This window comes from Mycoplasma crocodyli MP145, from assembly GCF_000025845.1.
Classification (GTDB): domain Bacteria; phylum Bacillota_I; class Bacilli_A; order Mycoplasmatales; family Metamycoplasmataceae; genus Mycoplasmopsis; species Mycoplasmopsis crocodyli.
Window position 1 is genome coordinate 814913 of the sequence record NC_014014.1, and the last position, 16116, is coordinate 831028.

The following is a 16116-nucleotide window of genomic DNA, read 5'->3' on the forward strand; positions in this document are numbered from 1 at the left end:
ACGGTTTAAAAATTTTTTTTAATATTATCATAAAAATCCCTTTAACACATTGTGTCATTAATATTTTACAATATAAAGCACGAATTAAAAATACAAAAAGAAACAAAAACTTTGTTTTTTTTGTATAAATATGAATTTTTTATAAAAAATTAAAAAAATATTCACATTAAGTTGTGAATATTTTGTAAGAAAATAATTATTCTTCATCCTTGTTTTGGATGTTTCTTTTTTTGATAATTTCATCTGAAATATTTTTAGGGGTTTTTTCATAGTGATCGAATTGCATTTGGTATGTACCACGTCCACTTGTCATACTACGTAATTCTGTTGAATAACCAAACATTTCAGCAAGAGGAACTGCAGCTCTAACTATTGTAGCACCATCGTTTCTTTGTTCTTGATCATTAACAAGTCCTCTACGACGTGATAAATCACCAATAACATCTCCAATATGGTCACTAGGTACAACTACAGCAACGTCCATAATAGGTTCTAATAATACTGTACCAATAGCATCTTTTGCTTTTGTAAGTGCTTTAGAAGCAGCGATTTTATAAGCCATTTCAGACGAATCGACATCATGGTATGATCCATCAAATAATGTAGCTTTAACGTCAATCATTGGGTATCCAGCTAAAATACCAATAGCCATTTTTTCTTCAAGTCCTTTTTGAATTGGCTTAATATATTCCTTAGGAATTTTTCCACCAACAATTTTATCAACGAATTCAAAGCCTTTATCTGGATTAGGTTCAAATTTAAGTCATACGTGACCATATTGTCCTTTTCCACCCGATTGTTTAATATGTTTCCCTTCAACATCAGCTGTTTTTGTAATAGTTTCACGGTATGAAACTTGTGGAGCTCCAACTTTTGCTTGAACACCAAATTCTCTTTTTAGACGATCAACTATAATGTCAAGGTGTAATTCACCCATTCCAGCAATAATTGTTTGTCCTGTTTCTTCATCTGTATATGTTCTAAATGTCGGGTCTTCAGCAGCAAGTTTTTGAAGTCCTAATGAAAGTTTTTCTGTAGCAGCTTTTGATTCTGGTTCAAGTGCCTGAGAAATAACTGGTTCTGGAAACACCATTTTTTCAAGAACGATTTTTTGTCCTTTTTCAGCTATTAAAGTATCACCAGTTGTTGTATATTTAAGTCCAACAGCAGCAGCTATATCACCTGCTCTACATTCATCAAGTTCAGCACGGTTGTTTGCATGCATTTGAAGAATACGTCCTATTCTTTCTTTTTGTTCTTTAGTTGAGTTATACACATAAGTTCCCTTACCTAAAACTCCACGATAAACACGGAAGAATGTTAATGAACCAACATATGGGTCATTCATTACTTTAAAAGCTAAAGCCGCAAATTCTCCATCATCTGTTGAAGGAACTTCAACAATTTCTTCATCTAGGTGTGCTTTAATTGCTGGAATATCAATTGGAGAAGGTAAATAATCAACAACAGCGTCAATCATCTTCTTAACACCCTTGTTTTTAAATGATGTTCCACAAACTACTGGGAAGAATTCTGATGTTAATGTAGCTTTTCTAATAGCTTCTTTAAATTCAGCCTCACTTACTTCTCCACCTTCTAATACAACCATCATTAATTCTTCATCATAGTTAGAAACTGCTTCTAATAATTCTTGTCTTTTTAGTTCAACTGTATCTACTAAGTCGGCAGGAATTTCTGTTGGAAATTCTGTCTCATCAACTTCACCATTGTATGTGAAAGCTTGTCTTGTAACTAAATCAATAATCCCTTTAAAATTGCTTTCTGCTCCAATAGGTCATTGGATAGCAACTGCATTTCCACCTAAACGTGTTTTAACAGATGAAATAGATGCTGCAAAATCAGCTCCTGCTTTATCCATTTTATTAACATAAATTAATCTTGGAACTTTATAATTTGTAGCTTGTCTTCAAACTGTTTCTGTTTGAGGTTCAACTCCACTTTGTGCATCAAGAACTGCAACAGCTCCATCAAGTACACGTAGTGAACGTTCTACTTCTACTGTAAAGTCAACGTGACCTGGTGTATCAATAACGTTGATTCTTCTTCCTTTTCAAAATGCTGTTGTAGCAGCTGAAGTAATTGTTATACCACGTTCTTGCTCTTGAGCCATTCAGTCCATTTGAGCTCCACCATCATGTGTTTCTCCAATTTTGTGAATTTTCCCTGTGTGGAATAAAATTCTTTCTGTTGTTGTTGTTTTCCCTGCATCAATATGGGCCATAATACCGATATTACGGTAATCTTTTAATTCATAATCTCTAGCCATAAATAACCTAAACGATTATCATCTAAAGTGTGCAAAAGCTCTGTTAGCTTCAGCCATCTTATGAGTATCTTCGCGTTTTTTAATAGCTCCACCTGTTTTGTTTGATGCATCAATGATTTCGTTAGCTAAACGAACATCCATTGTTTTTTCATTTCTCAATCTTGAGTATTGAACTAATCATCTTAATGATAATGTTTGTTTTCTACGTGTTGGAACTTCTGTAGGAACTTGATAGTTTGTTCCTCCGATTCTTCTTGTTCTAATTTCTAATTGAGGTGTAATATTTTCAACCGCTGTTAAAAATACTTCTAATGGGTCTTTTTGTGTTTTTTCTTTAATAAGTTTAAAAGCTGAATATAAAATGTCTTGAGCTATAGACTTTTTACCATCAAGCATGATTGTATTAATAAGTTTTGTAACCATTACAGAGTTAAATACTGGATCAGCAAGTACTTCTCTTATTGGCGCACTTTTCTTTCTTGACATAATGTCTCCTTTCGATAATTAATTAAATTATTTAGCTTTTGGTTTTTTAGCACCATATAAGCTACGTCCTTGGTTACGTTTTGCTACTCCAGCAGCATCTTGTGTTCCTCTAACGATATGGTATCTTACCCCAGGTAAGTCCTTAACACGTCCTCCACGGATTAGAACAACAGAGTGTTCTTGAAGGTTGTGTCCTTCTCCTGGAATATAAGCTGTAACTTCCATTCCATTTGATAATTTAACACGGGCATATTTACGTAAAGCCGAGTTAGGTTTTTTAGGTGTCATTGTTGCAACACGGGTACATACTCCACGTTTGAATGGAGAAGGCATTTTCTTAGCCTTTTTTTGTAATGAGTTAAAAATAATACTTAATGCAGGTGCATTTTGTTTCTTAGTTTTTGAACTACGACCATTTGTTACAAGTTGGTTTGTTGTAGGCATTTCTACTTCCTTTCATATTAGTTTTCTATTATGGACTATTTTTGTATAAATAGCTTATTAATTATATAACAACATATCCGTGTGTATCTTATTTTTTTTTATTTTTTATTTTACCAAAAGTACTAATTGGTAGTGTTTTATGTAAAAATAAAAACAGATTTATTATTTTTTGCAAAATTTTTGAAAAAGAATTTTATTAATATTTTAATTAATTTATTTAAGTAAAAAGTAATGTTAAAAAGAATAAAAACTCAAACAAAGAATGATTGAGTTTTTCTGATATTTTATTTTTTTAAGAAAGTGTTAATGTTTTTTTAATTTCATTTACAAACGTAAAGTAGCTTTTTATACATCAATAAGAGATAAATAATAGACTTGTATAACTAAATAAATCTAGTAGAACTCTATTGTCATAATATGAATTTAACATAAGTCTTTGACCTTTATTAATTAATATTTCGCTTAGGAATTTAAGTTTATAAAACGGAACTAAGACATCTAAAATTATATTATTAAATGAATCTGGTGAATTTTTTGAAATACTTGGAAAGATTAATAAAGCTGCAATTAATAATATAGGATATAAGATCACAGCTAGTATTGCGAAATGTAATATTTTAATTTTTCTAATCAATAAAAATGGTATGAATGAATTTATTAAGAAAGTAAAGAATGTATAAATAAATAATTTAGCAAAATCAATACTTAGTTTAGATTCATCTTTGTTTAAATTAATTAACAAAGAAAAACCTAGTAAGATTCATAAATATATAGATACAATAAAATTCAAGAAAAAGTTATTGAATAAATAATTTTTGATATTTGTTTTTCTTTTATTCATAAACAAATGAGTTAAAGAATATGTTACAACTAAAGGCATCATGACTAAATGACTAAAAGTAAATGCTTTTATATTAATGTAAAATGATGATGAAACAAAAACAATTAATCAACATAAAATAAGAAGACATAGAAACACTAAAGATTTTAAGAAAGTATTTAAAAAACTTTTTTTCAAATCATTTTGTTCATTCAGTATAAATAATTTTAATTTATTCATTTTGACCTTCAAACTTAACTATAATGTCCATGTTAGTCATTCATGATACAAAATTATCAGAGTTAGCAGATGGCGTTGATACGGTATATTCAATTTTAGATAAATCAAAATCTATTTTTTCATTTTCATTAATGATAATATCGGTTTTTTTAGCCCATTCATCATAATATTTTTCATATACAGTTGTATACTCCATACCTGGACCACCAGCTCAAATTGCTCTTCTATAAGCTTTAAATAATTCAAGAGGTAAAAAAGCATTAAGAAGACTCCCATAATTTAATATTATCGTCGAGTCCTTCGTGATTAAATTACCACTTGTTGACAAAACTCCTAATACACTAATATCATCTATTACATTATTTGTAGAATTAATAGAAGTATTATTAATATTTGTTTCGTTGTTAATTTCTCCTAAAAAAATCATTTCTCTCCTTTAAGTGTTTAAAAACACAAATTTATTTTAGATTTTTTTAATGAATTAAAAATTCAACTTTAAGGAGTGAAAATGGAATGAATTAATATTTATTATTTTTATAAAAAAATATGTTTTTTGAAAATTTTGACTTCATTATTGTTTGTGTATTTAAAAAAATAAGTTAAACCTTATTTTTTTGTTTTATTATCAGCTTTTGTTATTTTTATTATTTGAATGATTAATTCATCTTTTTCAATTTCTTCATAACCGAAAATATGAAGTTTTTGAGCTATTTGGAAAAGCGAGTCATTAGGTAAATCTTGAAGCTTATTGAATGATTCGACGTCAGTTTTTTCGAGACCTTTTTTAATAAGTTTAAGTTCTAGGTTGTTTGGTTTATTTGAAGAATCAGTTTTTTCACTTATAATTTCTGCTTCTGGTGTGTTATCTTGACTTTTAACTTGTTGAGCACCTGATAGACCACCAAACAAATTAAATAAATCTTGCGATCCTGATTGACCAGCAGCTTTACTTAATTGTTCAATCATTTTCATGTTTCTTTCTCTAGTAACGTATGCAGCAAAAGCTCTTCTTATAAAACTTGCTTCTCTACCAAATATAACTCATATAGCAATATATAAAACAGATGAAACGATTGTTATAATATTGGATGCAAACTTAAGATTAGGTTTAGAAACTCCTCTTGTTAATATAGTAACTAGGAATATTACATTAATGATTACCAACAAACCAATTATTGTTGTTGGTCAACCAGATAAATGGTGAAATGATTTATTTTTGTATGAAGTTACTACACCTTTAACATATAAAATTAGAGCTACAACCAAACAAACTGATTGCAAAATATTTTGTAATAATGGACCAGTTGCATAAGCATTTAGTGCAACCGCTTCTAATTCGCTTGTTGGTTTAGATTTATAAGCATCACTTAGTTTAAGTGTGTCGACAAACGAGGCAATAATAGCGTTTTTTTCAAGTCCAACTAAAACAAGATTAACTATTGATATTATTAATAGGATAACTATTGAAACTAAAAAACCTCAAATTCAAATTCTAAATGTGTCTTTTTCATGATTTGCAAAGAGTTCTTCTTTTGTATTAAATGATAAATAATCTTTTTTCTTTAACATTTCTCTCCTTATATTACTTGTTAATTATACAATTATAAATTAATATCATTGTCTTTTTCATTTTTTATAAATGTTTCAAAATCAAAATCACAGATTCCAAATTCCTTTGGTGGATTCGAATAAATAATGATTTTTTTATTTGTTATTGGATGAACAAATTCAAGCCTATATGCATGCAATCTTTGATTAAAATCATCGACTTTTTTTCCATATGTTGAATCGCCAAAAATTGGATTGTTTATATATGCACAATGAACTCTTATTTGATGTGTTCTTCCAGTTTCAAGAGTTGCTTTTACAAGACATTTTGGTTGATTGTCAAAGTAAAAACTCTTAAGCATTTCAAGGTTGGTAATTGCATGTTTAGAATTTGAATTTGTGACACTCATTTGTTGTCTATTTTTTACGTCTCTACCTATAGGCAAGTCTAATTTCATCTTTTTACTTTTTAAAACACCATCACAAATAGCAAAATATTTTCTATTAATTGACTTGTTTGAAAAACCTTCTGAAAGTAGTTGGTGAACTTCATTTGTTTTAGCAACTATTAATAGACCACTTGTATCCTTATCTATGCGATGTACTATGCCAGGTCTAAGTAAGCCATTTTCATTTGAAAGATTATTTTTAAAATGAAATAGTAAGGCATTAACTAGCGTGTTTTCATGATGTCCTGGAGCAGGATGAACAACCATTCCACTTGGTTTTTTAATAACTAATAAGTGTTCATCTTCATACGCTATATCAAGATCAATGTCCTGTGCTTCAATGTGAATTTCTTTATCAATTAATTTTGTAACACTGATTACTTGACCTTCTCTAACAATAAATTTCGGTTGATTTACTACAACATCATTTACAAAAACAGCCTTTTGTTCAATCAAGGCTTTTATATCATTTCTTGAAATTTCAGAATTGTTTGATATATATTTATCAATTCTTTCTTTATATGTAACTTCTATTTTTAACATGTATGAATTATACAAAAAGATTTTAAATTAATATGTATTATTATTGTTAAATATAAGTGTAAATTTCAAAGTTTTTCTATCTCTAAAATATCTTAGTGTTTCAGTTTTCAAGAGTATACAAATAAAAATGATTTTTTGTTTTCTTATAAATTAATTTTTTCTTCAAGTTTAAGATTAAATTCATTAATAGCTTCATATTCGATCGTTTTTGCATTAAGTAAAAATTTTAAACTTTTGAAAAAGGCGTCGAACCTAATTTTATCAGTTAGAGATTTAAAAGTTATTACAATTCCAAACCTGATATCATATTTTTTTGAAAATCTATTATTTTTAATAATTTGAAGACCTCATTTTTTTGCCTTATAGGTTTTCTTAGGAAGAACTCTTTCTTTAAATTCACCTATAACTTTTACATTTTCTCATTTACTGAAAAACATTCTGGCGTCTTTTTCGTTTAAAGGAATATCGTCATCGCTATTTTGAGGATCGTGTGAAATATCTTTAATTTTATCCGGTTCGGATAATCTACCAAACTTTATATTTAGTTCCGTATTTGTATAATCTACACCCATGTTTCTTGAGCACTCAGGAAAATAAGACATGACCGCTTTAATTTTATATGGATATTTTTCTTCAATATCAGGTATCAATATATCATCAATATATGTTTTATATGAACTAGATATTCCGGAAGTTATAATTTTTACTTCATCTTCTTTAGAAAAGATAACATCATTTATACTTATTGGAACAACGCCATGACCCATGTATTTGGATGTTTCATAATCTAATTTATTCCATTTAACTGCCGAATCTATAATTAGAGCTTTTGCTTCTTCTTTGGAAAAATTCATTGTATGAATAAGATATGCAACTTTTCTTGATATTCACGGAGCAGCAATAGATGTTCCGAAAGAATAATCAAAACTTCCATTTCTCACCACTTGCTGTTGATCATCTACTGTTCCTCCATAATACGAAACATCAGGTTTAGTAAAAAAATGTAAAACCTTACCACATCTAGAATAACTAGTTGGTCTATTGTTTTTATCAACGGAGTTAACTACTAATGAGTTTATAGAATCTGCTGGAGACCCAATACGTATTTCTTGATTAAGATTATTTTTATTTGTTCCTGAAATAACAAAAATTACATCAAATTCAATTTGTATTTTATCAATTTCAAATCCACCAAGTGAAATTGAATTATTGCTTGTTTCGTAGCTTGTACCAAAAGATAAGTTTCAAACTTTTATATCCCTGTTTTCACTTACTATGTCTCTTATTCTATTGAATAAATCAATATTATTAAATGAAGAATTATCTGGTTTTATTGAAAAATGTCTAACCCTAAAATTTCCACAGCCATCATTTAAATTAGGATTTAATCTATGACCATCAACCAAAATTGAAGAAACGACTAAAGAGTGATCGCTTTGGTTTGAAGAACTTGAATTATTTAAATTATGGACATCTACTCATTTTGAAAAATAAGAGTTATTTGAACAATCGTCATCCAACAAACCAATAGTAGGCTCATTTTTAGGATCATCTATTTTAATGTTTAACTTATTATAACTTATAGAATTGCTAAGTTCGTCAAAATCAGATAACGCTTGACTTTCGAGACCTATTAAAAAGGGTACCTTTTCTAAGATTAACTTAAGCTCATCCTCATATGCTAAGAAAGTTTTATGATCTCTTCTCAAGAATTTTATCTTTGATAAATCAACACCTAAATCATTTAAAATTTTTTTAGTATCTCTTTTGGTGTTATAAAACGTTATTATTTTATTTATTTTATTATCTAAATCGACCGATGTTTTTATTTCTATCAAATCAATGTAAAAAACATCAATAATTATTTTTTTAAATTTTGGTTTTAATATACTGGAAGATTTTGTTTTTTTACCATAAATCTTATTTAAAACTTCATTATTGATTACAGTTATATCGGCTTTTTTAAAAAAATCAATAATTTTATTTAATTCATCAATTGCACAATAAATTTTTTCAATTGGTATCGTATAAACATAGGCATGTTTTAACTCACTGTATTGATAAAAAGAACCTACAATATTATCATTACTAATGTTAAAAAGCCCACTAATAAGATTTGATTTAGAAGTTGTTTTATTATAGTAAACAGTTATTATTGGATCGACATTAATTGGAACGGTTTTTCAATAATTAACAACATTTATTAAGTTATTCAAAATGATTTCTAGTCTTTCGGTTTTTAAATAACTATTATTAGGAAGCATTTTTTCAAAATTAAATTTACGTTCTTCACGCTTAAAAGAATTATTTATTACAATTAAACTATTATATTTTTTATTCATTTATTAAACTCTTTTCTTTAAGATCACGAGCAACGCTACTCTTTGAAACCCCAGTCAGTATCTCAATTTCTCTAATGCTAAAATCTTGTTCTTGCATTTTTTGTAAATTACTATTATTGTTTGAAACTTTTAAATATAATCGTCTTAAATAGTCATATTCTTTATTAGGATCACTAAAAGCAAGTGATGAACTAATTAAATTATACAATTCACCCGGGTAAGGAATTGTGCTAAATAATTGAATAATTTTTCTAAACATTTTGATATTAGGAGATGATTTTTTAAATGTTTTTAATAAATTAAAAAGTATTTGCTCCGATATTTGAATAAGATCTTCTCTATCATATCTATTAAAATTAATGTGAGCTTGAAATCTTCTGAGAAGCGCTTTATCAAATTTGTCATATAAATTAGTTGTTGAAAATAAAATAATATTTTCATTCAAGTTATCAAGTCCTTTTAAAAACGAACTTGTTGCTCTTCCCATTTCTCTTATGTCATTTGAATTTATTCTATCAAGCGCTAACGAATCGAGTTCATCAAATAAAATAATAGCTTTTTTGCTATACCTAATTTCATTAATCTCATTAAATAATATTTCAATATTTTTAGGTGTTTGTCCAAGTTTCGAATCAATTAAATTTTCTGTTTTAACAATATATAAACTTCTTTCTAATAATTTGGCTATTTGTCTAACGGTTTCGGTTTTTCCAGTTCCTGGTTCACCGTAAAAGAGAAATTTATTGATTCCTACATTTTGGTTGATTGCGTTTAAGACGCCTTTTACATCTTCCATGATTGATTCTGGTATTGATAAAGATTGTTTAAATTTATTATCTTTATAAAGGAATTGAAAATTTTCCTCAATTATTTGTGGAAGAAACTGTTCATCATTTGAAAGTAAAAATATTATATATTCATATATGTCTCTATCACCTTTTTGGTTAAATTTTCGCGCTATTTCGAGTGCCTCATTAGCGAATGAAATATCATTTTTATCTTGATGATATCTAATTAGATTTAAAATATTCTTAATCGTCATGAACAACCCCCTCACACATATATTATACAACTTTTTGGGACATTATATTAAAATTTGGGACAAAAATCACCCTCTTTAGAAAGTGATTTTTTAGTGTTATTTAAATATGATATCGTCAATTCTTGTTGAAGAATAGTCATTTCCAACCTCTTCAATATTTAAATTATTAAACAAATCTCTGATTTCTTCTTGAACTTTTTTCAATCTTTCAAATATATTAGTATCTCCTAATCTTGCTTTGTTTATATCAGATAACGAAAGAGGTTTTAATGTTTTTATTGATGCTTTAATTGCTTCATATAATTTATAATAATCAAATTTATTTTCTTGACAAATCTTGTTTAACTCTTCATTAAACAAGCATGTTATTTTCACAGAGTCTTTTAGTTCAACAACTTTATTATTTGTAATTAATTTATTTACAAATCATTCGATTAAGTCTTTCAATTTAAAAAGTTTTAAACTAGATTTTATTTTTCTAATCAAATCAGATACACTTGTTTCCTTATGTCCCTTTAAAATATTATTTACATCTATTAGTATATCTTGAAGTCCATAACTAGTTGAGCTAACTATTTCAGCACAATAATCAATATATTCATTTATATTAGTTTTTTCTTCGTCACTTACTTTTTTAAGTTGTGTTCTAAATTCAATTGATAACGATTTTAAATCTTCGATATATCTATCACTATGAAGCTTCTTGTTGTTATCATTATCAAATTCTTGAATGTATAACAATTTTGTAATCATTTCTATCAATTCTGATAATGCCTTTATAAATTTTGCTTTTTCAATAATTGATGAAAGTTTAAAAACATATTCAACATTAGGATATGTTTTAATAAAATTTTCATATATTTCTTTATAAAATTCATAAAATTTTTCATATGTGGGAACACCAATGTTTTTAGCCCCATATCAACTTGAAGCATAAATTTTATATGCTTCTTCCATTTGAACAGCATTATTCCTGAACGAAAAAATCTTACCAAATCGTTTATCATAATTACTTATTCTATTTGTTCTTGAAAAAGCTTGAATTAACCCATGCTTTTCTAGTTTTTTATCACAATATAGAGTGCTTAAATATTCCGAATCAAATCCTGTTAGCAATATGTTAACAACTATAACAAGATCAATTTCAACTTCTTTTATTTTTGTTGTTAAATTACTATGAAAACCTTCGTATGTACTTAAATCATAAGTTGTGTTGTACATTTTATTGTAATCATACATAATTTGTCTTAGGGATTCTTTTTGCGTTGAATTTAAATGTTCTGTTGTTATATTTCCTTCATCATCACTATTCGCATCATTAGGATCATATGTAAAAATTGAAGTAATCTTTAAATTTGTACCTAATTCATTTTGAACTTCTTTAAAGACTTGATAGTATTCAATGGCCATTTCTATAGATGAAACGGCAAAAAGTGCATTAAACTTTGTTTCTCTTATTTGCTTGTTTTGGTTAGAAATATTATTAACAATGAATGTGGCAACTTCCTTTAATCTTCTTTTATCAAAAAAGGCTGCCTTACGATCAATGTCTTTAACATTGATATCAGGAATACATTCATCTTTATAAGACATTGTTTTAACTTGATTATATTGAAATGGTAATACAATTCCATCTTTACATGCTTGATCTATTCTATAACTATGCAATTGATCTCCAAAAATAAATGGAGTTGTAAATATATCATCTTGTCTTTCCGGAAAAATTGGTGTACCGGTAAAACCAAAAACTAAACTATTTTTAAAATGTTCTTTTATTCTTTTGTGCATTTCACCAGCATTGGTTCTATGGCATTCATCAAAAATAAAAACTATTTTTTTATCCTTATCTTTAACTTTTGAAATTTTTGGTCCACCAGTAAGTCAACCGAGTTTTTGAATAGTTGTTACAACAATATTTCTTTTTTTAGAATTATCATTAAATACTTCAACAAGTTCATCGGTATTTTTGCTTGATGAAACGCAATTTTTTTGAAATTTTTCAAACTCTTTTTTTGTTTGTTCATCTAAGTCTTTACGGTCAACTACAAAAACCACCTTATGCAATTTATCAGAAAGATGGTCCAAAATTAATGTTGACGATTTAAAAGAAGTTAATGTTTTACCACTTCCTGTTGAATGTCAAATATAACCACCTTTTCTTTCATCATAAGTAGGGTTAGGTTTTTCAATGAATTCCTTAGTTTTAATTAAAATTTTCTCTGCTGCACAAATTTGATAAGGTCTTAATATCCTTATTTGTTTTTTTAGTGTTAAAACACTATAAAAAAGAATAACGTTTAAAGTAGTGTTTTTCTTAAAAAATATGTTTGTGAAGTCTTCTAAATTGTGAATTTGATTATTTAACGAATCGGTTCAACACAAAGCTTTTTTATAAGTATTTTTAGATTCAAATTTTCTTCTTTTATCATTTTGCTCTTCAGAGATAAGAGTAGATGAATAATACTTGGTTTCTGTGCCGTTTGACGCTATAAACATTTGAATATATCAATAAAATTTATTGTTATCTTTGCACATTGTTTCTCTACGGTATCTTCTTATTTGATTAAATGCTTCCTCGATTGATCCACCTCTTCTTTTAAGTTCGATATGTATTATAGGAAGTCCATTTAATAAAATTGTCACGTCATAATAATTATTAGCATATTCATCACTAGGATGAAATTGATTTATAACTTGTAAAATATTGTGTTCAACATTTTTCTTGTCATATATTTTAACATTCATTAATGTTTCATCATCTTTAAGTACTTCTATAATATGTTGTTCACTAAATTTAGTAAGACTTTCTTTAGGTGTTGTGATATTTTCAATATATTCTTTAAAAACTTGATTTCATTCGTTTTCGCTAAAAGTGCAATTATTTAATTGTTCTAGACAAAGCTTAAAATTATCTATTAATTCTTTTTCTGTTTTTATATCTTTTTTATATTCAAAACCTTGGCGAATTAAATCTGATATAAATTTTTTTTCTAGATCTTCTTCAGATTGATATGATTGATCACAGTTAACAATCGGTTCAAATTTATCAATTATTGTGTTTAATGGCAAATATCTTTTATTCATTCTTACCTACTTTAAAATTAAATAGTTTGTTTCTATAATACTCGAATTGTTTTTTTCTTAATTCGAGTTCAAGCGGTAAACCTTCGTTAATTGAATTAGAATATATTTCAAATTTATCTAGGATTTCAACAATTTTATTTTGTTCTTCAATTGATGGAATAGGGATTTTAAATTCTAAAATGGTTTTCATATCAGGGTGTTTTATACCTGCCCCTCTATAGGCATTTCCTACATCTTTATTAATTAACTTGAGATAAAAATATAAAAACTTATTATTTAATATATCTTTGTTTCTTGAAGTCATAATCCTATTATCGGTTGTACAAAAATAACCATTTGTATATTTAATAATTGCACTACCACCTCCAGGTATTGAAACTACTTCACCATATGCTAAAAAATCACCCGCTTTTTCTTTTGTTGTGTATGCACTAAACTTACCTGTTGATAAAATTTTAACATCACCACCTTCAACAATTAAGTCTTTTAAAGTAGATGCTTCTAGGTATCTATACTTAATTGTTTTAGGTTGTTTAGATTTATCAATATTTTTAAATTTTTTATCTCAATATGTAACTTCTCAAAGTTTCTTAACCTCTACATCTTTTCTATTACTAAAATCTAATAATAATTGTTTATAGTAGTTGTATTGTTTATATCTAGCTGTAAGCTCTGCTGTAAGCTCTGCTGTAAGCTCTGCTTCAAGTTCTTCGAACTTATCTAAAATTTCAACTATCTTATTTTGAATTTCTATTTGTGGTATTGGAATTTTTAAATCTAAAATTCTTCTCATTTCAGGATGTTTTATACTCGCACCTCTATAGGTATTTTCTACATCTTGATTAATTAACTTGAGATAAAAATATAAAAACTTATTATTTAATATATCTTTGTTTCTTGAAGTCATAATCCTATTATCGGTTGTACAAAAATAACCATTTGTATATTTAATAATTGCACTACCACCTCCAGGTATTGAAACTACTTCACCATATGCTAAAAAATCACCCGCTTTTTCTTTTGTTGTGTATGCACTAAACTTACCTGTTGATAAAATTTTAACATCACCACCTTCAACAATTAAGTCTTTTAAAGTAGATGCTTCTAGGTATCTATACTTAATTGTTTTAGGTTGTTTAGATTTATCAATATTTTTAAATTTTTTATCTCAATATGTAACTTCTCAAAGTTTCTTAATATTAACTTCATCTTCACTAAGATTATTTATAAGGTCAAGAATATTCATTACTTACCTTCTAACTCAAAAATTAATTTCTTAATTTGTTCTCTTAGTTTTTGATTTTTTGAAGTAATTTCATTAAGTTGTTTATTTAAATTAATGATATCAATTTCTTCCTTGACTTCTTCTTTTTTAAAGAATCTATCAGGACTTAAATTAACACTTTTATCTAAAAAGAATTCATTAGCAACTGGTTTTGATACGTTTTCTATATCTTTTCTGTCTTTAACTATTTTTAATACATTTTCAATATTTTGTTCAGACATTTTATTTTTTTTCCCATCTTTATAAAAATGACTTGATGCATCAACAAATAAAATATCTTTTGTTTGTTTGTTTTTGTTCAAAACCATTATATTAACCGAAATTGATGTTCCAAAAAACATATTATTAGGCATAACTATAATAGCTTCTATAAAATTATTTTCCACCAAATATTTTCTAATATTTACTTCGCTTTCATTATCTCTGTAAAACATTCCCGGAAAACATACAATTGCTGCAACTCCTTTTTTATCCAGAGAATATAATGAATGAAGTACAAAACCTAAATCTGAATTACTTTTAGGCATAAGTGTAGGTACAATATTAAATCTTTCATCACTTCTGATACTAGTTTCATTGTAGTCTTCTCAAGCTATTGAGTAAGGGGGATTGGAAACAACAACGTCAAACTTTTTCTCTAAATGTAATGGGTCATTTAGTGTATCACCACATTTTAAATCTATTTTGTCAAATTCAACACCATGAATTATTAGATTCATTTTTGATAGTGAAAAAGTTGTTGGATTACTTTCTTGGCCACTAAAATGAAGATATGGATTATTAAGAATTTTTTTAAATTTTAAAAGAAGTGAACCGCTTCCACATGTAGGATCATAAACACTATAAATATCTTTACTATTTTTGTAAACGAGAGTAACATTGGCTAAAAACTTTGAAACTTCTTGTGGTGTAAAAAACTCTCCTCCTGATTTTCCACCCGATGCTGCATACATACCTATTAAGTATTCATATGCATCACCAAACGTATCGATAGAGTGATCATCAAATTTTGAACCAAAATCAATTTCTGCAACCGTTAAAATTGTTTTAGTAATTATATTATTCTTTTTCTTAAGTTGATTTTCATTGTTGTTGTTTATATTTAAAAAATTTAAATTGTTGAAGTTTGGAAATGTTCCTTCAAGAATATTTTCGCTATCATTTATATTCGCACTTGAAACAATACTATTAAATATATCATTAATATCAATATTAATATTTTCATTTAGGTGAACATCTTTTGATAAATTAACAAAAAGATGTGAAGGTTTTATAAAAAAACCAATTAAGTCGGGTAAATCTTTTTTCATTTTAAGAACTTCAATGTCATCATCATTCTTATTAGAATAATCTTTAAGTCCATTTTCTTCTACTTTATCAACAAAATATTCTGATATAAATCTATAAAATAAAATACCTAAAAATACTTGTTGAAATTCACTTGCATTAATTTTACCCCTCACTTTATTAGCAAGATCTCATAGTTTGTTGTGAAGCACTTTTTTGTGGTCAATATCTTTAACTTTTTTCATTTTAAAATCTCCTA

Annotated in this window: 12 protein-coding genes; all 12 read right to left on the reverse strand. The window is 27.0% G+C overall.

Annotation, left to right across the window (positions count from 1 at the left end):
• Positions 1-196: 196 nt before the first annotated feature.
• Positions 197-2287 carry an elongation factor G gene (gene fusA, locus MCRO_RS03525; protein ID WP_013054314.1) on the reverse strand — a complete coding sequence of 697 codons (2091 nt, stop codon included), beginning with the start codon at positions 2285-2287 and terminating at the stop codon, positions 197-199.
• A gap of 15 nt (positions 2288-2302) precedes the next feature.
• A complete protein-coding gene (gene rpsG, locus MCRO_RS03530) occupies positions 2303-2773 on the reverse strand; it encodes a 30S ribosomal protein S7 (protein ID WP_013054539.1) in 471 nt (156 codons plus the stop codon).
• Positions 2774-2800: 27 nt separating this feature from the next.
• Positions 2801-3217, reverse strand: a complete 417-nt coding sequence (gene rpsL, locus MCRO_RS03535) for a 30S ribosomal protein S12 (RefSeq protein WP_013054446.1) — start codon at positions 3215-3217, stop codon at positions 2801-2803.
• Positions 3218-3509: 292 nt separating this feature from the next.
• Positions 3510-4277 carry a hypothetical protein gene (locus MCRO_RS03540; RefSeq protein ID WP_013054360.1) on the reverse strand — a complete coding sequence of 256 codons (768 nt, stop codon included), beginning with the start codon at positions 4275-4277 and terminating at the stop codon, positions 3510-3512.
• Positions 4270-4704, reverse strand: coding sequence for a hypothetical protein (locus tag MCRO_RS03545; RefSeq protein WP_013054258.1), 435 nt, complete (start codon positions 4702-4704; stop codon positions 4270-4272). The genes MCRO_RS03540 and MCRO_RS03545 overlap by 8 nt, the downstream gene beginning before the upstream one ends.
• A 179-nt stretch (positions 4705-4883) precedes the next feature.
• Entirely contained in the window at positions 4884-5846 is a 963-nt protein-coding gene (locus MCRO_RS03550) for a hypothetical protein (protein WP_013054675.1), read from the reverse strand.
• A 32-nt stretch (positions 5847-5878) separates the two neighbouring features.
• Positions 5879-6817: an RluA family pseudouridine synthase gene (locus MCRO_RS03555; RefSeq protein ID WP_013054784.1), complete on the reverse strand. Its 939-nt coding sequence runs from the start codon at positions 6815-6817 to the stop codon at positions 5879-5881.
• 143 nt (positions 6818-6960) lie between these two features.
• The gene (locus tag MCRO_RS03560) at positions 6961-9159 is read right to left on the reverse strand and encodes a S8 family peptidase (protein ID WP_013054762.1); all 2199 of its coding nucleotides are present in this window, start codon (positions 9157-9159) and stop codon (positions 6961-6963) included.
• A complete protein-coding gene (locus MCRO_RS03565; protein WP_013054268.1) occupies positions 9152-10201 on the reverse strand; it encodes an ATP-binding protein in 1050 nt (349 codons plus the stop codon). Before MCRO_RS03565 ends, MCRO_RS03560 begins: the two co-directional genes overlap by 8 nt.
• 96 nt (positions 10202-10297) lie before the next feature.
• Positions 10298-13285, reverse strand: coding sequence for a type I restriction endonuclease subunit R, EcoR124 family (locus MCRO_RS03570; protein ID WP_013054645.1), 2988 nt, complete (start codon positions 13283-13285; stop codon positions 10298-10300).
• Positions 13278-14531: a restriction endonuclease subunit S gene (locus MCRO_RS03575; RefSeq protein ID WP_013054598.1), complete on the reverse strand. Its 1254-nt coding sequence runs from the start codon at positions 14529-14531 to the stop codon at positions 13278-13280. Before MCRO_RS03575 ends, MCRO_RS03570 begins: the two co-directional genes overlap by 8 nt.
• Complete coding sequence (locus tag MCRO_RS03580) at positions 14531-16102, reverse strand: type I restriction-modification system subunit M (protein ID WP_013054486.1); 1572 nt, start codon at positions 16100-16102, stop codon at positions 14531-14533. Before MCRO_RS03580 ends, MCRO_RS03575 begins: the two co-directional genes overlap by 1 nt.
• Positions 16103-16116: the final 14 nt, after the last annotated feature.